General features: G+C 70.4%; 18 protein-coding genes. 6 read left to right on the top strand and 12 right to left on the bottom strand.

Annotation, left to right across the window (positions count from 1 at the left end; all coding sequences use genetic code 11):
- From H7I41_RS22665 to H7I41_RS22655, 3 genes are all read right to left on the bottom strand, one after another.
- A partial coding sequence (locus tag H7I41_RS22665; RefSeq protein ID WP_264014876.1) for an FHA domain-containing protein occupies positions 1–424 on the bottom strand: 424 nt, incomplete at its 3' end.
- Positions 425–466: 42 nt separating this feature from the next.
- Positions 467–1936, bottom strand: a complete 1470-nt coding sequence (locus tag H7I41_RS22660) for a neutral zinc metallopeptidase (RefSeq protein WP_264014875.1) — start codon at positions 1934–1936, stop codon at positions 467–469.
- Between the two features lies 1 nt (position 1937).
- Positions 1938–3041: an FHA domain-containing protein gene (locus tag H7I41_RS22655; protein ID WP_264014874.1), complete on the bottom strand. Its 1104-nt coding sequence runs from the start codon at positions 3039–3041 to the stop codon at positions 1938–1940.
- 389 nt (positions 3042–3430) lie between these two features.
- Here H7I41_RS22655 and H7I41_RS22650 point away from each other — a divergent pair, with 389 nt between their 5' ends.
- The gene (locus H7I41_RS22650) at positions 3431–4459 is read left to right on the top strand and encodes a sensor domain-containing protein (RefSeq protein ID WP_264014873.1); all 1029 of its coding nucleotides are present in this window, start codon (positions 3431–3433) and stop codon (positions 4457–4459) included.
- A gap of 14 nt (positions 4460–4473) precedes the next feature.
- Here H7I41_RS22650 and H7I41_RS22645 read toward each other — a convergent pair whose 3' ends face one another.
- The 4 genes from H7I41_RS22645 to H7I41_RS22630 are packed head-to-tail and all read right to left on the bottom strand — an operon-like array spanning position 4474 to position 9606.
- The gene (locus H7I41_RS22645) at positions 4474–6480 is read right to left on the bottom strand and encodes a serine/threonine-protein kinase (RefSeq protein ID WP_264014872.1); all 2007 of its coding nucleotides are present in this window, start codon (positions 6478–6480) and stop codon (positions 4474–4476) included.
- A gap of 22 nt (positions 6481–6502) precedes the next feature.
- Positions 6503–7723, bottom strand: coding sequence for a DUF7373 family lipoprotein (locus tag H7I41_RS22640; RefSeq protein WP_264014871.1), 1221 nt, complete (start codon positions 7721–7723; stop codon positions 6503–6505).
- Positions 7720–8952 (bottom strand): DUF7373 family lipoprotein, encoded by a 1233-nt coding sequence (locus H7I41_RS22635; protein WP_264014870.1) that lies wholly within the window; start codon positions 8950–8952, stop codon positions 7720–7722. The genes H7I41_RS22640 and H7I41_RS22635 overlap by 4 nt, the downstream gene beginning before the upstream one ends.
- A 48-nt stretch (positions 8953–9000) precedes the next feature.
- Positions 9001–9606: a TetR/AcrR family transcriptional regulator gene (locus H7I41_RS22630; RefSeq protein WP_264014877.1), complete on the bottom strand. Its 606-nt coding sequence runs from the start codon at positions 9604–9606 to the stop codon at positions 9001–9003.
- 59 nt (positions 9607–9665) lie between these two features.
- On the opposite strand from H7I41_RS22630, the gene H7I41_RS22625 reads away from it, so the two are divergent.
- Both H7I41_RS22625 and H7I41_RS22620 read left to right on the top strand, forming a co-directional pair.
- Complete coding sequence (locus H7I41_RS22625; RefSeq protein WP_264014869.1) at positions 9666–11909, top strand: molybdopterin oxidoreductase family protein; 2244 nt, start codon at positions 9666–9668, stop codon at positions 11907–11909.
- A 12-nt stretch (positions 11910–11921) separates the two neighbouring features.
- A complete protein-coding gene (locus H7I41_RS22620) occupies positions 11922–12431 on the top strand; it encodes a pyridoxamine 5'-phosphate oxidase family protein (protein WP_264014868.1) in 510 nt (169 codons plus the stop codon).
- A gap of 6 nt (positions 12432–12437) precedes the next feature.
- On the opposite strand, the gene H7I41_RS22615 is transcribed toward H7I41_RS22620, so the two are convergent.
- The 4 genes from H7I41_RS22615 to H7I41_RS22600 are packed head-to-tail and all read right to left on the bottom strand — an operon-like array spanning position 12438 to position 15037.
- Positions 12438–13259, bottom strand: a complete 822-nt coding sequence (locus H7I41_RS22615; protein WP_264014867.1) for an acyl-CoA thioesterase domain-containing protein — start codon at positions 13257–13259, stop codon at positions 12438–12440.
- 24 nt (positions 13260–13283) lie between these two features.
- A complete protein-coding gene (locus H7I41_RS22610) occupies positions 13284–13616 on the bottom strand; it encodes a GNAT family N-acetyltransferase (RefSeq protein WP_264014866.1) in 333 nt (110 codons plus the stop codon).
- A gap of 22 nt (positions 13617–13638) precedes the next feature.
- The gene (locus H7I41_RS22605; RefSeq protein ID WP_264014865.1) at positions 13639–14601 is read right to left on the bottom strand and encodes a pirin family protein; all 963 of its coding nucleotides are present in this window, start codon (positions 14599–14601) and stop codon (positions 13639–13641) included.
- A 10-nt stretch (positions 14602–14611) separates the two neighbouring features.
- Positions 14612–15037 (bottom strand): EVE domain-containing protein, encoded by a 426-nt coding sequence (locus H7I41_RS22600; RefSeq protein ID WP_264014864.1) that lies wholly within the window; start codon positions 15035–15037, stop codon positions 14612–14614.
- 97 nt (positions 15038–15134) lie between these two features.
- On the opposite strand from H7I41_RS22600, the gene H7I41_RS22595 reads away from it, so the two are divergent.
- Positions 15135–15416 carry a DivIVA domain-containing protein gene (locus H7I41_RS22595; protein ID WP_264014863.1) on the top strand — a complete coding sequence of 94 codons (282 nt, stop codon included), beginning with the start codon at positions 15135–15137 and terminating at the stop codon, positions 15414–15416.
- A gap of 199 nt (positions 15417–15615) precedes the next feature.
- On the opposite strand, the gene H7I41_RS22590 is transcribed toward H7I41_RS22595, so the two are convergent.
- Positions 15616–15909 (bottom strand): WhiB family transcriptional regulator, encoded by a 294-nt coding sequence (locus H7I41_RS22590; RefSeq protein ID WP_264014862.1) that lies wholly within the window; start codon positions 15907–15909, stop codon positions 15616–15618.
- Positions 15910–16262: 353 nt separating this feature from the next.
- On the opposite strand from H7I41_RS22590, the gene H7I41_RS22585 reads away from it, so the two are divergent.
- Together H7I41_RS22585 and H7I41_RS22580 are read left to right on the top strand one after the other, a co-directional pair.
- The gene (locus H7I41_RS22585) at positions 16263–17009 is read left to right on the top strand and encodes a helix-turn-helix domain-containing protein (RefSeq protein WP_264014861.1); all 747 of its coding nucleotides are present in this window, start codon (positions 16263–16265) and stop codon (positions 17007–17009) included.
- Between the two features lie 179 nt (positions 17010–17188).
- Entirely contained in the window at positions 17189–18418 is a 1230-nt protein-coding gene (locus H7I41_RS22580) for a hypothetical protein (protein WP_264014860.1), read from the top strand.
- The last annotated feature ends 322 nt before the right edge of the window (positions 18419–18740 follow it).

The raw sequence follows: 18740 nt of genomic DNA, 5'->3' as shown, positions 1-18740 counted from the left end.
GTGGCGGCGGGGCGGGCATGGCGCCGGTGGCGGGCCGCGACGGCGGCGGGCTCGACGGCCACGGACCCGGCGCGACCGGACTGCTGATCACGTTGAGCTGCTGACTGCCGGTGCGGAAGGTCAGGCGAGGCCCGTCGGGAGCGCCGAGGCTCACGTCGACGTCGTCGTCGATGAACACCTGGGGCTGCCGCGCGCCGCCGCTGTAGATGCCGTTGCGACTCTTGTTGTCGATGGCCACCCACTGCTGACCGTCGAAGCGCAGCACCGCGTGGACGCGCGAGATGGCTTGTCGCTCGGGCACGTCCACACGGATATCGCATTGGTCACCGCGACCGACGGTGACCTCCCGACCGGCCGGGAACGTGTACATCGCCGCTCCGAGCCACACCGTCAGCGGCGGAGCTGCCACTGCTCTGTCGGTCACGTGTACCTCCGGGGGTCAGGAGTCACTGGCGGCGTCATCGGTCTACGCGTCCGCGAACTGGTCGAAGCAGCGGTCGGCGTTTGTCTGCAGGCCGGCGCGGTAGGCCAGGATTCGGGTGAAGCCGGCGGGCACCGCGTTGCCGTTGACGTCGCTGGCGCCGATGCCGTTGGTGAGCAAACCTGAGACACTCTCGTCGACGTCGCCCGCGGTCAGCTGGAAGTTCCCGCCGGACGGCAAGGTGATCGGTTCGACCATCTCGCGGTCGGCGGCACCGGTCAGGCAGGCGGTGCGCATCGCGGCGGTCGCGCTGTCCAGGGCCAGGCCCCGCTGGTGCTGCAGGGCGATCATGTAGCGCGACGTCACTGCCGACAGCGCGGTGTTGTCCCCCTGCAGCATCATGCCGTCGTCCTCGTTGGCGGCCCTGCCCATCTCCTCGAGCGCCGGGAGGTCGGCGGTGATGGTGTTGGTCGCCGGACAGTAGGTCACCGGTGCGGCGGAGGTGGCGTCGGGACATTCGGCCGTGGTGTCGAAGGACAGGGCGGGCGGCTGCTCGGGCTTGTAGATGAAGCCGAGTGTCTCCACCAGGGAGGCGATCGACTCCTCGCCGATGGGCAGCTGGCCGCTGTTCACCGACCCGGTCTCCTCGTCGACCTGGAGCACCATCGGGATGTCGCCCCGGCGCTGGTAGATCTCGTCCAGATCGATGGCGGCGCAGGCGGAGACGCCGGACACGAAGCCGATCTGAGCGGCGGTGATCCGGTCGAGCGCGGTGCCGTGCCCCTCTTCGATCATCTCGACGTCGGCGGGGGTGAGGACGGGGTCACGGGAGGCGATGACGGCGGCGAGGATCTTGTTCAGGCCGTCGCCGGTGCTCAGCGTGAATCGTGGCGAGCCGTCCTCGGCGACCCACCGCATGTACGCGCCGGCGAAGCAGTCGGCCTGCTGCTCGAAGACGATGGTCGGCGTGCGCGGATTGACCAGCCCGGCCATCCGCTGCACGGCGTGCCCGTACTCGTGGGCCATCAGCCCGGCCGCGGATGTCTTGCCGAAGTACTTGACCCCGACGGGGACGAGAAGCCCGCGGTCCCAGGCGATCAGCCGCTCGCGGTGGCAGTAGAACGCGTTGGGCCGCTCGTAGGTCTTGGCCCCGCACACCATCGGGGACTGCGGATTCTGGGAGTCGTAGGACAGGAAGTTCTGGACGGGGCGGAACGCGCCCGGCAGCGCCCCGTAGTTCTGTTGCCAGAAGTCGGCGACGTCGTTGGTGGTGAGCAGCATCAGCTGGTCGACCTTGCCGCCGTCGGTGTCGCGGACCTCGCCGACGGGCGGCGGCGCGCCGTCGCGCACGTCGCTGGGGCCGTCGGTCACCGGCAGGCCACCGACCTCGAACGGGTCGAAGAGGCCCGACACGGGGGTGCCCTTGACGGTGTCACCGCTCCCGCAGCCGGTGAGCAGCGCCGCGGTGCACAGGGCGAGCACGCCGAGAGTCCTCGACGTCCGGTGAGATGTCATGTCAGGCGCTCCAGTGCCGGGTGAGGGTGGCGATCACCGATTCCAGTGCCGCTGCAGCCGCCGCGTCGACGGCCTGATCGGCTTCGGCCGCGGTGACGATGCGCGCGTCAACGCCTGCGGCCGCGGCGATCTCGTCGACGCGCAGTTCGCTACGGTGCCGCGCGGTGTAGAGGCGCGGACCCAGCGGTGCGCCGGGCGCCTTGGCGGCGCGGCCCATGAGATCGGTGTGGGCACGGCGCACCTCGCTGAGCAGCACCGCCAGGTCGGCGCCCGCGGTGGCCGCCAGGGTGGCCCGGCTGATCATCGACGCGAGCCTGCGCAGTTCGCTGAGCAGTTCACCGACCTGATCGGCATAGCCGGGGTCGTGAAGGCCGGGGAGGGTGAGGATGCGCGCGTTGATCCCGTGCAGGCCGATCTCTGCGGCGTCGACCACCAGCTGCATCTCGACGGTGTTGGACAGGACCTCGGTGTTGTCGTCCGCGGGTTCGCCGTCGACGGGCTGGGCGCCGGACTCGCCCGCCACGATGGCGGCGATGGTGCCGGGTGGCCACTTCAGCACCTCTTCGAGGCGGGCACGGCTGCTTTTGCGCGGCCACGTGCGGCCGTTCTCGAAGTTGACCAGAGTCCCTTGGCTTTTGGCCACCCCGAGGGCGAGCAGGTCCCGTTGCGACAGCCCGAGCTCGCGGCGCCGCTCGGCGACGGCCTGACCGGCACGCAGGAGGCGTTCGTCGACCGCGTCCACCGGGTCGTCCTCGGGGTCGTCGACCGGATCGGCGTCGGCGATCGAGGTGAAGGACACCGGGATGCCGTCGGCGTTGCCGAGGTGAACGGTCATGCCGTCGGTGATCGCGGTGACGCCGATGCGGTGTCCGTCGACGTACGTGCCGTTGGTGCTGCCGAGGTCGGTGAGCACCCAGTGGCCCGAGAGGGCGTCGATGCGGGCGTGCCTGCTGGAGATACGGGGGTCGTCGACCAGGATGCGGGCCGGCGGGATCCGGCCGATGGTCACCGGGCCGTCGTCAGGGCGCACCGTGTGGGCGTCCGCGTCGAGAGCGCAGTGGATCATCAGGGCGGGAACATCGGGTTCGCCGGTGCCGTCGGTCATCCGTCCTGCGCCCCCCGTCAGTGTGTTCCGCAATCTTCATCGCACCTCGTCCGGTGCCGACGCAACTGTAGCACCGGATCCGTCAATATGAAGCACCTGCTTCGGTTTCGCGCCGCAAATCCGCCTCGCGAACCCAGCGGGGCGGTCGCTGCGGGCCTGCCGTTCCTTTGGAGTACGCGCAGATCAAAGCTGTTTATCGTTGGCGTGCGGTGTGGGGGGCGATGTTTGCCTGAGCGGACCACCGCAGCACGGATGCTACAGTTCCGTCAATTTGCGGTCGGAGAAACTGAAGCGCTAACCGATGCGGTCTGGCATACTCGGGATCGCGTTCACCGGCGTCAGCAAAGAGATGCAAGGCTGTGCCGAAACCCACCGGAAGGGCGATTGAGATGAACACGCAGGATCCGCGCGGCACGGGCGGTCGCGAGGGTGAGGACTTCACCGCCGACTGGCCCGCCCGTCAGCGGCCGTCTGGTCCGCCGCCGCCGGCGCCGTACGGCGCCGCCCAGGGCCACCAGCCCTTTCCTCCTGCGCCGCAGCAGCAGTTCCAGCAGCCGCCGGGTTGGTATCCGCCGGGGGCGTCACCGCAGTCGATCACCGTCACGCCGAAGCCGGAGAAGCAGGGACGTCGGCTCGGGCTGGCGATCGGTGCGGCGTTCCTGGCCGGCATCGTCGTCGCCGGCGGCGCGTTCGCGGCCTACGAGTTCACCGCCGGGAAAGATGACGACACCGCCTCGGGCCCGCGCAGCACGAACGCCTGGCCGCCGCCGAAGCCGAGCAAGCCGTCCGGCACGCCGACCCCGACCACGCCCAGCGCAGCTGCCCCTGGGAATGTCGACCCGGCCGCGCTGCGTGGATTCCTGCTGCCGGCAGCAGACCTCGACGGTCTGCTGCAGACGTCCGGGATGGTGCCCACCGGGGTGTTCGCCGTGTTGGGAACCGGCGGCCGGGTCGCCCCGCCCACCCCGCTGAATTGCCTGAGCGCGTGGGCGGTGCTGAACAAGGCGACCTATCTGAACTCGACCACCGGGGTGGCGGGGCAGGTGGTCGGCGAGGAACCAAAGCCCTATCACCAGGTGATGCAGGCGGTTGCGGCGTTCCCGGACGAGGCGGCTGCCCGGGCGTTCCTCGACCAGGAGGCGAAGAACTGGGCGAAGTGCCAGTCGCAGCCGATCAACGTCGACTGGGGCGAGGGCGGGGGAGGCGTCGAGCGTGCGGTGGCGGGCCCCTTCACCGTCACCGGCGACATGCTGACCCTGGCTCTGGAGCGTGGCGTGACCGACGGGCCGCCGCTGAAGTGCGAGCGGGCGATGACCCAGCGGCGCAACGTGATCGTCGACGTGCGGGCGTGCAGGCCGACCGACCCCCTCGTGGGTGCGGCGGTTGCACAGGCGATCGCGGACAAGATCACCGGGTAGCCGAACGCTTTTGACTACTTCAACCGCTTCGCGATCAGCGGCACCAGTGTCGCGTCGAGGTACTCGGTGGCCAGATAGCCGCCAGGTTCGGCCAGCGCCGCAACGGTATTGGCGTCGTCGACGATGATCATCGTGCCGGCGAACGCCTTCACCTCGTTCGGCAGGCCGTTGTATCCACCGCCTCCGGCGGCGCCGTCGGTGCGGATGACGATCAGGACGTCGCTCTTGATCCTGTACAGGCGGTTGAAGTCGGTGACCGACCGGGTCGCAGAGGTGTCGTCGGGTCCGCGGGACAGGGTCTCGGCGTAACTCATGCCGAGGCCCTCGAGATAGTCCGCGGCGTTTGACGGCTTGAGCACCTGTGCCAGACCGCTGTCGGAGAACGTCAGCGCCTCCACCGTCTTGCCGACGAGCTGCGAGTTCTGACTCTCCAGGTCCGACCGCTGGTCGCGGACCGTGCCGATCAGCTGGTCGGCCCTGCTCTGCTCGCCGAGGATGCGGCCGACCCACTTGAGCTGTTCCTGCCAGGTCCACTGTCGCGTGTCGGTCGCCTCGGGCTGGGTGATCGTCGGTGCGATCGCCGACAGCCGCTCGTACGTGTTCTGGTCGACGCCACTGGTCGCGATGATGACGTCGGGCTTGGCGGCGGCCACCGCGGCCGTGTCGATGAAGCCGAGTACCGCCGTCGAGTCGCTGACCTTGTCCTGCTCCCAGCTCGGCAGCTGAGCGTCGGGCGCGAACGCCACCACCGGCACGACGCCGAGCGAGAGCACCGCGTCGGCATCGCCTGCACCCACCGCGGCGACGGCGGCGGGCGCCGCGGCGAGGCTGGTCTGCCCGAAGGCGTGGGCGAACGTCTGCGCCTCGTAGGGGGCGGCGCCGGGGCCGCGGGCGATGACGAATCCCGCGATGGCGGCGACCAGCAGGACCGCCGCGGCGATCGCGCCGCCTATGACGAGCTTCCGTCGGCTCCGCCCCGGTGCGGGCGGCGGGTGTCCCGGGGTCACCGGAGGAGGTCCGAAGTGCTGCTGCGGCAGGGGAAGCCGCGAGCCGGTGGCCGCGTCGTGCGTCGGATGCCAGCCGCTGGGATAGGTGATCGGGTCGGCCGGTGGCCGCGGCGGGGGGCCGGGCAGCGGCGACGGCGGCGCCGTCGCCCACTGTTGGGTGCCGCCGCCCGCCGGCCCGCCCGCCAGCGCAGCGGACGTCGCACGCGCCAGCTCGCGGGCCGACTGATAGCGCTGGTTGGGATCTTTGGCCATCGCCGTGGCGATGACGTCGTTGAACGCCCCGGGCAGCGCGGGGATGCGGTCGGTGACGCGCGGGGGCGGTGAGATCAGGTGCGCGGTGGCGACGGCCGACAGCCCGCCGGACTTCGAGAACGGAGTGGCGCCGGTCAGCAGCCGGTACAGCGCGCAGCCGAGGGCGTAGATGTCCGTGCGGTGATCGATGTGACTGCCTTCGAGGGCCTCGGGTGCCGCGTAGGCGACGCTGGCCATGACGGTGCCGGTCTGGGTGAGGCCGACGGCCTCGTCGACGGCGCGGGCGATGCCGAAGTCCGCGAGGTAGACCCGCTCCTCCCCGTCGTCGTCGCTGCCGATCAGGAAATTCGCGGGCTTGACGTCGCGGTGCAGGATCTGGCGCCTGTGGGCGTAGTCGAGCGCTTTGGCGACCTCGCCGATGATGTGCACCGCCCGTGCGGGCGTCATGCGGCCGCTGGTGGTCTCCCGGTCGGCGTCGCTGCCCGCGACGTACTGCATGGCGATCCAGAGCTGGCCGTCGGTTTCGCCCCGGTTGTACACAGTGACGATGTTGGGGTGGTCCAGCGTCGCGGCCATGTCGGCCTCCCGCAGGAAACGGGCGCGGAACATCTGATCCTGAGACATCTCTGCGCTGAGCACCTTGACGGCGTCGCTGCGGGGAAGGCTCGGGTGCTTGGCGCGGTAGACGGTGCCCATCCCGCCGGCACCGAGCACCGATTCGATGGTGTAACCGCCGACGACGGTTCCCTCACTCAGCGGCATGGCTGGCCTGTCTTCACCTCGGTCACTTCGCGGTCAACATCACGTACTGGGCGGCGACCCGCTGCTGGGTGTCATCGAGCTGCTCGGCGGACACCGACGCGACGTAGCGGTCGACCGCGACCAGACATGCGAAGCGGGGGATCCCGGTCTTCGGCGCATCAGGCGGTCGCTCGCCGTTGTCCACGCAGTGAGATTCCGGCACGCCGGGCACCGGATCGATCTGCCGACGCCGCAGATTCGGTTCTCGCGCCGTTTCGACCTGCAGTCCGTCGAGCAGGGTCGTTGTGCCCGCGGCGTCCTCGGTCTCGTAGAGGGTGTCGAGGGCGTTGGCGACGGTCGTCACGCGGGCCTTCTCGAACAGGGGGCCGGAGACGAGCGGGTCCGCGGAGTAGTGCAGGGCTGCACGTGGCTGCCACGCGCCATGGGTGACCGTCAGGTTGCCCGGTGAGACGGGGACGGCCTTGGCGAGCACCCCGTCGGGGTCGACGGGCAGTCCGGCGAACCCGTCGGGGGCGGTGGGAGCGAAGGCGTCGAGGCGCGGCTTCTGCAGGTCGAGCGCTCGTACGGTGGCCCCGGTCGCCGCGTCGGCGTTGCCATTGCGGCCCACCGTCCAGGTGTAGACGACGAACACGCCGCGGGCGGTGTAGCTGAACACCGCCGCGCCGCCGTCGGGGAGGCCCACGGTTGCCGCCGACGCGTCGGGGTGGCCGGGAATGGGAACCGGCCGCGACTCGGTGGCCGCGGATTTCGAGAACATCCCGGTGGCCGCCGCCGCGGCCCTCTCGATCGTCGGGAAACGCATCACCGCGATCTGGAGGATGTCCAGTGCGCCGGCCGGCGCTGTGGCCGAGCGGGATGTGCTGAACCCGGTCAGGAACCCGTTGGTGGAGGCGATGCTCGGCGCCGGCTCGGGGATCGACGTCGAGATCGCTTTCGGCTCCCTCCACACCTTTGTGGTCGGGTTGATCTGCAGCAGAACGGGATCGACCTCCCACGGCCCGACGACGGCGTCAGCCATGCGATGGGCCTCGACGGCGGCGCCGTTCGGGCCGGCGGCTCCCAGCGGCGGGCGTGGCGTGGTGGGGTAGTTGCCGGTGTCGAGCGACACGGGTGGTGGCGGCGCATCGGGTTCTCTGGCGGCCTGGCCGGAGATCGTCGCGGCGCAGGAGGTGACGAGCATGGAGGCGGCCAGCCACGCCGGGAGCGCCCTGATCACGTGGCCGGCGCGGACGGTGCGATTCATCCGGCCATCAGCATGACGTATTGGGCCGCGACGCGTTGATGGGTGTCGGCGAGCTGTACGGCGTTGGCCTCGATCACGTACCGGCCTGCGGCGGCGACGCAGTAGCTGCCGCCGGCCTTCAGCGCGAAGCAGCTGCTGTCGGGCAGCCCCTGCACGGCGTCTGCGGCCTCGGCGCTCGCCGCGAGCTCGGCGGAGAACGCGTCGACCGTCAGCCGGGCGCCGGCCTCGTCGCGTGTCTCGTACACCGTCGTGGTGGCGCTCGACATCAGGTCGGTTCCGGTGCGGTCGAACGTTTCGGTGGAGGTGACCGGGTCGGTCTGGAAGTGAAGCGCACCGCGGCGCTCGTAGGTGGTCCGCTGAACGAGGGTGGCGTCACTCGTGCTGATGGGTAGGGTCTTCGCCAGCAGTCCGGTGGGATCGATTGGCAGGTCCGGGAATCGGGCCATATCGGTCGCCTTGAACTGGTCGATGAGGGGGCCCTGCAGGTCGAGCGTCTTGGCGACCAGAGCCGCAGTTGCGGCCACGTCGACCGCCTGCGCCTGTTGCAGCAGCACGTACGGCCCACGGGGGGTCGCCGATCGCACGGTGGCCCATGATCTCGGGCCGTTGTTGTGTGCGCTGCTGGTGGCGACTGTCTCGGGGTGCCCCGGAATCGGCAGGGGCGTCGCCGGTGAGGTCTGCATCGGTAGTTGGATCTCGCCGGCCACCCGTGTGATCTCGGCGGTCGCCGCGACGGCCGCTCCGGGATCGGGAAAGCGCAGCACCGCGTGGTGCAGGAACGTCTTGTCGTCCTTCGACCGGCGCGAGACGAAGAACCCGTTGACGAACTGGTGGCGCTCGGCGGCCTGGTTGACCTCTTTGAGCATGGGAACCGAGACCTGCCCCGGGATGAGCACCATCGGTTGCCGGATGTAGCCCACGACCAGGGTCGGATCCACTTCCCAAGGTCCGGTCACGTAGTTGGCCATCCGCTGGGCTTCGACGATCGAACCCACCTTGGGGGTTTCCGCGATGCCCAGCGGTGCGGGTTCGGTGGGGTAGTTGCCGACGTCGAGGCTCGCGATGTCGACGGTGCCGGGCGGCGGGCCCGCGGCGGTGACCGGCGAACCGGTGACCTCAGAGGTGCAGGAGGTCAGCAGCGTCGCGGCCCCCAGCACGGCGAGTCCGACACGGAGGCCGCCGGCCGTCGACGTCGTGACATCCCTGATCGACCCCAACCCCACCCACACGCAGGACACAGTAGTCAGCATCGCACCGACCAGCCAGCGAACGCGCTGCTACCCCTGACCGGGAATGAGCACTCCGCGCAGCACCAGTTCGGCGAGTTCGCGTGCCGCGGTCTCCACATCGCGGACCCGGCGCACACACACCGCATACCAGGCGCCACCGGCGATCACGTCCATGACGGTGTCTGCGCCGACGGCGTCACGGGCCACTCCCGTCCGGACCGCCTGGTCGATCCGCTCGGCGAGTTCACCGCGGGCCGCGGTCTCGAGCCGGTCACTGAGCACCCGTCGCGACTTGCGGTCCGCCCGCAGATCGTTGAGCAGGCCGGGAATCCCCTCGCGCACGGCGGCGTCGCCGTACATCCGCATGGCCCCGCGACACAGTCGGACGATCTCGGCGGCGAAGTCGTCCTCGGGTCGTTCGGGGCCGAGGTCGGGAAAGAGCGCTTCGTGCACCAACTCGGCCTTCGAACTCCAGCGCCGGTACACCGCGGGGCGGCTCACGCCCGCCGTGGCGGCGATCAGGTCGATCGTCGTCGCCGCGTAGCCCCGCGCGATCAGCAATTGGCGCGTCGTCGCCAGCACCGCGGCGTCGATGGCGGGATCGCGTCGCGAACCGTGCCTGCGCCGCGGCGCCGCGTCCGCCGTTCCCACGATTCGGTCTCCCGCCCACCCCGTTGTCGTTACAGTCTGTCACAACAAACACGAGGAGTCCGATGACCACCGATCTGGGCACACCGCTGGCAGGCATCGGGCAGGACGGCCGCCACCTCTACACCTGCCCGTTGTGTGAAGCCATGTGCGGCTTGGAGATCCAAGTGACCGACGGCCGGGTCGCGGGCATCCGCGGCAACCGCGACGACACCTGGAGCCACGGGCACCTCTGCCCCAAGGGCGCGACACTGGGCGCGGTCCACGACGATCCGGACCGCATCCGGGCGCCGATGATCAAGGTGGACGGGCAGTGGCGCGAGGTCTCCTGGGACGCCGCGTTCCGGCGCTGCACCGAACTGCTCGCGCCGGTGATCGAGAAATGCGGCATCGGCGCGGTCACCGCCTACACCGGCAATCCGCTCGCACACTCCTTCTCCCTGGCCCGCTACACCGGCGTGCTGCTGGGGATGTCGGGGATGCCGGTCACCTACTCGCCCGGCACCGTCGACCAGTGGCCCAAGAACTTGTCGTCGCACCTGATGTACGGCGGCTGGTGGAGCTTTCCGGTGCCCGACATCGAGCGCACGGAACTGCTGGTGGTGATGGGCGCCAATCCGGCGGCGTCGCAGGGATCACTGCTGGCCGCCCCCGATGTCATGGGCATCATCGGCGAGATCGGCCGCGTCCTGGTGATCGACCCCGTCCGCACCGCAACGGCCGACCGGGCCGACGAGTGGTTGCCCATCACGCCGGGCACCGACGCCGCGCTGCTGCTGGCCGTCGTGCACACCCTGTTCGCCGAGGACCTGGTCTCCCTCGGTGCGATGCAGGGACACGTCGACGGCGTCGACCGGCTGCGTGACGTCGCCGCCGACTGGTCGCCCGAGCGGGTGGCCGGCCCCACCGGCATCGACGCCGCGCGCATCCGGGCACTCGCCCGCGAGCTCGCCGGCACCGAGCGCGCTGTCGTGTACGGCCGAATCGGGTTGTGCAATCAGGAGTTCGGCAGCCTGGCGAGCTGGCTGGTCGACGTCGTCAACATCCTCACCGGACATTTCGACGTGCCGGGCGGCGCCATGTTCCCGCGTGCCGCGGCGTGGTCGCTGACCGTGCAGCCGCAACCCGGCCTGGAGGGCGGGCTGCCCGAATTCGGTCGCTACCGCACCCGTGTCCGCGGCGCGAAGGAGGTACTCGGTCAGGTGCCGGTGTCCTGCATGGCCGAGGAAATCGCCACCCCGGGCGACGGCCAGATCAAGGCGCTGATCACCGTCGCGGGCAACCCCGTGCTGTCCACCCCCGGCGGACACCGCCTCGACGAGGTGCTGCCCACGCTGGACGCGATGATCGCCGTCGACCTGTGGATCAACGAGACCACCCGGCACGCCGACGTCATCCTGCCCGGCCTGTCGCCGCTGGAGCAGCCGCATCACGACGACCTCATCCTCAACTTCGCCATCAACAGCGTCGCGAACTATTCGCCGCCGGTGTTCGCACCCGAGGACCCCGACCGGCCGCACGAGTGGGAGATCCTGATCCGGCTGACCGGACTGTGCACCGGCACACCCGCCGAGGACGTCGACGTCGCCGCCATCGACGACGGCTTCTTCGACTACCTGGCCTTCACTCAGGGTCTGGACGGCGCCGAGATCCGCCGCCACTACGACCACGGCGGACCGGAGCGAATCCTCGATCTCACGCTGCGCACCGGGCCGTTCGGCGACCGCTACGGGGAGGACCCGGACGGTCTCACGCTGGACCGGCTCAAGACCACCCCGAACGGCGTCAACTTCGGCCCCATGGTCCCGCAGGTGCCCGCCATCCTCGGCACGCCGGACTCAAAGATCCGCCTCGCCCCGCAGTACCTGCTCGACGACCTGCCCCGGCTGGCCGGCCGGATCGAGCGAGCGCCCGACGACCTGGTGCTGGTCAGCCGCAGGCACCTGCGGTCGAACAACTCGTGGTTGCACAACGTGCCGTCGCTGATGAAGGGCAGGGACCGCTGCACGCTGCTGATGCACGTCGACGACGCCGCGCGACGCGGGCTGAGCACCGGCGACCGGGTCGCGGTCACCTCGTCCGGCGGCAGCATCGAGGTACCCGTCGAGGTCACCGACGCGATCAAGCCCGGGGTGGTGTCGATGCCGCACGGCTGGGGCCACGGCAGGCCGGGCACCCGGATGTCGGTGGCCAACGGATCGCCCGGGGTCAACACCAACGTGTTGTCGCCGCCGACCTTCCTCGACGAACCGTCGGGCAACGGTGCGCTCAACGGCATCCCGGTGACCGTCGCGCGCGCCGACGCCTGATAGGCATTACCGATGGGCAAGAACGAGCGCGGCAAGATCGTGATGTCCGACGCCGAGATCGCAGAGTTCATCGACCGGAGTCGCACCGCCACCATGGCGACGGTGCTCCCCAGCGGGCGACCACATCTGGTCGCCATGTGGTACGCGGTGCTCGAAGGCGAGATCTGGTTCGAGACCAAGGCCAAGTCGCAGAAGGCCGTCAACCTGAGGCGCGACCCGACGGTCACGGTGATGATCGAGGACGGCGACACCTACAACACCCTGCGCGGGGTGTCGATCGACGGGCGCGCGGAGATCGTCGACGACGACCCGGATCTGCTTCTGCGCGTTGGCATCAGCGTGTGGGAGCGCTACACCGGGCCGTACAGCGACGACATGAGACCGTTCGTCGACCAGATGATGAACAACCGCATCGCCGTACGCGTGGTGCCCGAGCGGAACCGCAGCTGGGACCACCGCAAACTCGGGATGCCCGAGATCCCGCTCGGTGGCAGCACCGCGCAGTACCTGGGCTCGGCCTGAGCCGCGCTAGCGGGCCGGCGGCGCGAAGCCCGGGTTCGCCAGCGCGGTCGTGGTGGCGCTGCCGATCGGGCCCAGCCGGTCGAACATGGCGGCCACACCCGTGGCGATGCCGTCGTGACTGTGATGGGTCGCAGCGCTCAGGCCGATGTGCGGACCGTCGGGCAGCCGGCTGAGTGAGATCGAGTAGTCGGCGTTGATGAACGGCAACCCCGTGCTGCCGAAACTGGTCAGCGAGCTGGCGTAGTCACCGGCGATCGCGGCGCGGGTGAAGGGTGTCAGCTCGACGCCGTCGACCAGCGGGGTGATGTCGCGCACCCACACGGCTTTCGGCCCGTTGTGCTGCCAGCCGCTCAGATCGGTACTGGGACCGCTGTGTTCGGCTCCGGCGCCGAAGACCCACAGCACCATGGTGCGGCCGTCGACGTCGGCGGGATCGGGCGGGATCGGCGGCATGGCGATGGGGGTCGTCCATGCGTCGTCGTCGGGCTGCGGGCCGCGGCGCAGCAGCAGCGCACTCGCGCGCGCGACCACGGTGTCCTCCTGCAGCAGCTCGGCGTCGACGAGGTGCAGGCGCCGGCCACGGCGGACCAGCCGGGTGCGCCCGCGCACGGGCGCCATCGCGACCGGCCGCATCAGGTCGACGGTGAGGCGCGCCGGGTGCATGTCGGTGTCGCCGCCCCGGTCGGCGTCGACGAGATGCCCGAGCAGACCTCCGACGAAGTTGCCGCTCACCGACTCACCCCAGGGACCGCGGGCGGACGAGGTGGGGACGAAGGCGTCGCCGTCGCGCTGGAAGTAGGCGGACCCGGCGCGGCTCTGTGATGTCACCGCGCCGACCCTAGCGGGCCGCGCTCACCGGCCGGACAGCCAGCGTTTGACGTCCCTGTCGACCGGATCGACCACGTCGGAGAACTCATCGTGCTTCTCGACGTAGTTGGCGACGAGTTTGCACACCGGGACGATCCGCATACCGTCGTCACGCGTCCGGCGCAGCGCCTCGGCGACCAGGATCGTGGCCAGCCCGCGTCCTTCGAACTCGCCGTCGACCTCGGTGTGGGTGAAGACGCGCTGCTTGTCGCGGTCGGCGTACTCCGCCAGCCCGACGGTGCGACCGTCCACCGCGATGGTGAACTTGCCGTCCTCGGCGGCGACGGTGGTGGGTGCCCCGGTCTTGTCAGCGGTCACGGTGTCTCCTGGTTCTCGGTTGTCATCTGGGGTTGCGCCGGGGCCGCAGGGTCCCGTTGGGCATCGGCGGCGCCGGAAGTCGGGATACCCGGCCGCGGTAGCCGCTCACCGTCCCGAAGCGGTCGGACCCCGCCTCCCACGCATCACGGTAGGCGGCGATGTCGGCATGACTGCGGCCGACGAAGTTCCACCACATCAGCAGCTCCTCACCGAAAGGTGGACCACCCAGCAGGATCATCCGTGCGGGACCGTCGCCACGGTTGACGATGCCCAGGTCGTGCCGCCCGGCGGGCTGGAACGCCAGCTCGGCGACATCGAGCCGGCCGCCGGCCGCCTCCACATCACCCTGGTCGAGCAGGACGCCGTGCTCGAACCCGGAATCCACCTCGAGTGCGACCGACGCTCCCGGCTGCAGGTCGAGCTGGGCGCCGAGCAGCGGCGTGAAGGTCGCCACCGGCGAGCGCGCGCCCTCGACCTCGCCGAGGAACACCCGCAGGGTGACACCGGCGGTGGTGCGGGGACTCGGAACGTGATGGGCGAAGTCCCGGCCGGTGTCGCGGTCGGCCTCGGGCAGGGCGACCCAGAGCTGCACGCCGTGCAGGACGGTGGTCGCGGGAGTGGACACCTCCGAGTGGCAGATGCCTGCGCCCGCGGTCATCAGATTGAGCTCACCGGGCCGGACCATGGCGTGCACGCCGGCGCTGTCACGGTGCTCGACCTCGCCGCTGAACAGCCAGCTGACCGTCTGCAGGCCGGTGTGCGGATGCGGCGGAACGTCCATGCCGCCCCCGCGGGACACGTCGTGCGGCCCGTAATGGTCGGCGAAGCACCAGGCGCCGATCAGCGACCGGTCACGCTGCGGCAGTGTGCGGCGAACGTGGATGGCGCGCGGCCCGCCGAGTGGCACGTCGCGGGGACGCAGCACACCGGCGAACGGTGCAGCGCCGCAGACGACCTCGGCGGGCGCCGGGTCGGTGTTGCTCACCGTGCCCAATCTACGGAACGGCCACGCCCGCCATCGCGGCGCGGATGACGTCGAGATCGTGGTCGCCGATCGTGAAGACGCCGAACCGGAACTTGTAGCCCCAGCGCTGCTTGTTCTCGATGAAGTCGAGGTGCTTGATCAGCGGTCGGATCGGCGTCTCGGCGCACTCGAGGAAGTCGACGTTGCGGCGCCACGGCTGCTGATCGGCGGACAGCTCGGCCTGGTAGGGCTCGTCGTCGACCACCTGCCCGATGGCCGTGAACGCCTGCAGCGATTCGCCGTCGGGGTGGGACGTGCGCGGTGAGTAGAAGACGATCCAATCGCCGCGCGCCATCCTGCGCAGTGCGTGCGGCTTGCCGTGGTTGGCCTGCGTGAAGCGGCCGCGGACGCCACGCTGGACGTGGTCGCGGCTGACGGTGTTGATCCAGTTGGTCATGCATCGCACGCTAGGTCCCGGGTCCGACGATGACGACGGTGCGGCGAACGGCCTGTGGATAACTTCCGTCGAGGTGTGTGCGCCTACCATTCCGGGCATGAGCCGAGCCGCGGGCGCGCTTACCGCCGACCAGGTCCGCAGTGCGACCTTCGGGAAATGCCAGTGGAACCGCCGGGGTTACGACCCGAAGTCGGTCAACGACCTGCTGCAGCTGGTGGCCCGGCGCCTCGACGGCCGCGGCCATCTCACGGCCGACGACGTGCGGGGCGTTCGATTCCCCAAGGCGCCGTTGGGGCGTCGCGGCTACGACGAGGGCGAGGTCGACGCCTTCGTGGCGGCGCTGCTGACGACGATGGCCGGTCTCGAGGACCGGCCGTAGTCGAAATTTGGGACGGTGCCGCCATGGCGCCTCTCGGCGAGTGGTCGCTCGTAGCGACTGAAGGGGTGGAGCCCGGGGCATGCCCGGCACCGTCGGAAGATGTAACCGTCGCTGTGCCCGCGCTATTCCGGGGACAGCATTCTGCCCTCCTGCCGCCGTCCCCTCGACGCGGCGGCAAGAGGGCAGACGTGCGAGGCGGCTACGCCGACTCGGGGTAGTACCGGCGCACGGCCCGCACCGGGTAGCCGTTGCGCTCGGCCAGCGAACGAAGCTGGCGAAGCGCGAAGGTGCGGCCGCGGCCGGCCTCCGGGATGACGATGCCGGCCCAGAGGCCCTCGGCCTTGGGCAGTTCGACGGCGTCGCGGGCGCACATCCATCGGCGGGGGCACCCGCGGCAGATCGCCTTGGCGTCCTCGTCGGCCGTGGTGGTCCACCGCTCGGGATCGCGGGTGCAGGCTCCGACCGGGATCTCCAGGAAGGTCACATTGCTCATGGGGTTCGGCTCCTCTGCTACTCGGCGGTTCTGCACCGCATGGGAGAAATGTATAGCAACAACCGTAGCGATGCAACAGTTTGATGGAACGCGATACCGAAGCGGTGCGACATAACGCTACGGAACGCCGATGGAAGCCCGCTGAACTGGCATTTTCAAACTTGAGCGAGGGCTGAATCGGGGACGCCCGGTGCCGAACCGTAGCGATGTGCTTGGCCGCGACGGCCCGCAGGTGTAGCTTTGAAACGGCTGTGAACCGCAGTACGCGACCCGAGTCGTAGCGCGCGCTACGGTGACGGCTAGTATTGCGGCGTCGGAGCCGCCGCCCACCCCAGCGAGGAACACGCCGTCCAATGACCAACGCGGAGCCGATCGACGAGGCAACCGGTGCGGTCGATCCAGGGATGGTCCGGGCCGGCGCTGCCGCCGCCGCGCGACGGCGAGAGCTCGACATCAGTCAGCGCAGCCTGGCCGCCGACGGCATCATCAACGCCGGCGCGCTCATCGCGTTCGAGAAGGGCCGCAGCTGGCCGCGGGAGCGAACCCGGGCAAAGCTCGAGGAGGTCCTGCGGTGGCCACCGGGGACCATCGCCCGACTCCGCGACGGGCAGGGTCCGGTGCCCGGCGAGGAGGGCGCCGAGACCACCACGACGGTCGTCACCACCGGGGACGAGGTCCCGCTCGTCGCCCAGGCCGTCGTGACGGCGGTGCACACGCTGGCCTCGGCCGCGGACGCGCTGCCGCCGGTCGACGATCCCCAGTTCACACCCCGGGTGTCGGCCATCCTCGCGGACCTGCGGCAGTTGGAGGCGGTCGCGGCCCGCGCGGCACGGATCAGCAGGGTGACCCCGGCGTTGATCAAGGCGCTGAGCTCGGTCCGCGGTCGTATCGACGACCTCACGATGCTCGGCGCCACCGCGCCGAACGCCACCCTGGGCCAGCGGCTCTACGCCGTGCGGCGCCGCGCCAACCTCACGATCGGCGAGACCGCACAGGCGGCCGGGGTCACCGAGGCCGACATCGTGCGTGCCGAGGCCGAGGAGCCGGTGCCGGGTTCGGCGGTGTCCGCCATCGAGCAACTGATCGAACAGCTCGATTGAGGTTCCGGATGCATCGACCATCGGGGCGGCCCGCAGAGATCGCGCCGTCGGGGTGACCGCCCACTAGTCTTGGTCTGCGAGTTCAGCCGACCGAGACACATGCCCGCACGTTTCCCGACCCGACCGGGGTCAATCATGGGGGGTTGTGAAGTGAAGACGAGCCGGGCCGAGGTGCCGGAATGACGTGGCCACCACCGCCTCCGGCATCGGATCCGTGGGAGTCGCAGACCGTGCCACCGGGCGAGTCGCCGCCGCGATTCGACGAACCCGATGATGTTTCGGCGCCGGATCCACAGCCGTTCGAAGGTGGGTGGGATACGCCGGCCGGTGCCCGCGTCAGTAAGGCCGGGGCGGCGGAACCGCCGTTCCCGGTGCCGGCGTTCGACCCGGACTGGAACCTCGGCGGCGAGAGGTCACCGGCCGTCACCGCCGCGGATGAGCCCCCGACGACCGACGCGTGGGAGACGCCGGCTGACGCCGACGCGATCGAACTCGAAACGGTGGATCAGCAGCCGCGGTCCGACGCCGAGGACCGCACCGCTGCGGTGCCGACGTTCGCGGGCGATGCGTGGGAAACGCCGAGCGATCCGGTGATTCAGCCGATGGCGCACGTCGAACCGCCCGCCGAGGCGCCGGGCTGGGAGTCACCGCGCGACCCCGTGGTCCAGCCGCCAGTGGGGGCCGGACACGATCAGCGCCTCGAAACCCGTTGGGAGACTGCGGGTGCGCCCGGCGGGGAGCCCGCCGCCGGACCGCCGCCCGAATATGCCGCCACCGAGGGTCAGTGGTCCGGTCTGTACAACGCGCCGCCACCGGTGGTTCCGCGTCCGACGGGCCACGCCATACCGTTGCGCGTGCTGCTCATCGGTGGTGGCGCACTGGTTGCGCTCGTCCTGGTGGTCGTCGTGGCGATGTGGCTGTTGAAGCCGTCACCGGCGGCCGATACGACGGCGGCCACCACCTCCGAGCCGGCGCCGGTCGACACCGAGGCCCAGGATCGCTTGCTGCGGGTAGTGCCCCGCGGCTACGCGCCGCAGGCCTGCGAGCCCTCGGACGCGTCCGGGCAAGCGGTGGCCCGGGTCTCGTGCGCGAAGAACACCGATCCGGGTGGTCCGGACACGTCGACCTACACGTTGTATCCCGACCGGGCCGCTCTCGACGACGCCTTCGAATCGCTCGTCGCCTCGTCGCAGGTGGTGGTCTGTCCGGGCCGGATCCAGTCTCCGGGTCCGTGGCGGCGCAACGCGACCCCGGACAAGGTCAGCGGAACGCTGCTGTGCGCGCTGGACCAGAACCGGCCCACCGTCAGCTGGACCGACGTCGACGAGATGTTCATCGGCACAGTGGAAGCCGCGCCGGGCGGGCCGACCTTCGATCAGCTCTACTCCTGGTGGGCTGCCCACTCCTGAACCGCACCGAAAAGCGATGAGGGCGGCCGCAGTGCGGCCGCCCTCAAAGTTTGAGCTACGTCAGGACGCTGCGCCCTGATTGCTGGCCGGGACAGCACCCGGGACCACGACCGGCGGAGGCACGACGCCCTCGCCCGGAAGCGGAGTTCCCTCGCTGCCTGCCGGCGGGGCCACCTGAGAGCCGGCCGGGATCGGCGCCGGAGCCGCGGGAGCGCCCGGTGCGGCGGGCGCCGCCGGTGCCGGAGCGCCCGGTTCGGCCGGTGCTGCAGCGCCCGGTGCAGCCGGAGTTCCGGCGGGGGCCGGCGCCCCCGCAGGCAACGGA

It is taken from the genome of [Mycobacterium] manitobense (genome assembly GCF_025821665.1).
Taxonomy (GTDB): Bacteria; Actinomycetota; Actinomycetes; order Mycobacteriales; family Mycobacteriaceae; genus Mycobacterium; species Mycobacterium arseniciresistens.
This window is presented reverse-complemented; position numbering and strand designations above follow the sequence as displayed.

What these genes read in the sequence shown, in the direction of transcription:
- H7I41_RS22655 (WP_264014874.1), bottom strand. Translation starts at nt 3,041, where the DNA reads ATGACCGACGGCACCGGCGAACCCGATGTTCCCGCCCTGATGATCCAC.
- H7I41_RS22645 (WP_264014872.1), bottom strand. Translation starts at nt 6,480, where the DNA reads ATGCCGCTGAGTGAGGGAACCGTCGTCGGCGGTTACACCATCGAATCG.
- H7I41_RS22580 (WP_264014860.1), top strand. Translation starts at nt 17,189, where the DNA reads ATGACGTGGCCACCACCGCCTCCGGCATCGGATCCGTGGGAGTCGCAG.
- H7I41_RS22590 (WP_264014862.1), bottom strand. Translation starts at nt 15,909, where the DNA reads ATGAGCAATGTGACCTTCCTGGAGATCCCGGTCGGAGCCTGCACCCGC.
- H7I41_RS22660 (WP_264014875.1), bottom strand. Translation starts at nt 1,936, where the DNA reads ATGACATCTCACCGGACGTCGAGGACTCTCGGCGTGCTCGCCCTGTGC.
- H7I41_RS22650 (WP_264014873.1), top strand. Translation starts at nt 3,431, where the DNA reads ATGAACACGCAGGATCCGCGCGGCACGGGCGGTCGCGAGGGTGAGGAC.
- H7I41_RS22640 (WP_264014871.1), bottom strand. Translation starts at nt 7,723, where the DNA reads ATGAATCGCACCGTCCGCGCCGGCCACGTGATCAGGGCGCTCCCGGCG.
- H7I41_RS22600 (WP_264014864.1), bottom strand. Translation starts at nt 15,037, where the DNA reads ATGACCAACTGGATCAACACCGTCAGCCGCGACCACGTCCAGCGTGGC.
- H7I41_RS22625 (WP_264014869.1), top strand. Translation starts at nt 9,666, where the DNA reads ATGACCACCGATCTGGGCACACCGCTGGCAGGCATCGGGCAGGACGGC.
- H7I41_RS22620 (WP_264014868.1), top strand. Translation starts at nt 11,922, where the DNA reads ATGGGCAAGAACGAGCGCGGCAAGATCGTGATGTCCGACGCCGAGATC.
- H7I41_RS22585 (WP_264014861.1), top strand. Translation starts at nt 16,263, where the DNA reads ATGACCAACGCGGAGCCGATCGACGAGGCAACCGGTGCGGTCGATCCA.
- H7I41_RS22595 (WP_264014863.1), top strand. Translation starts at nt 15,135, where the DNA reads ATGAGCCGAGCCGCGGGCGCGCTTACCGCCGACCAGGTCCGCAGTGCG.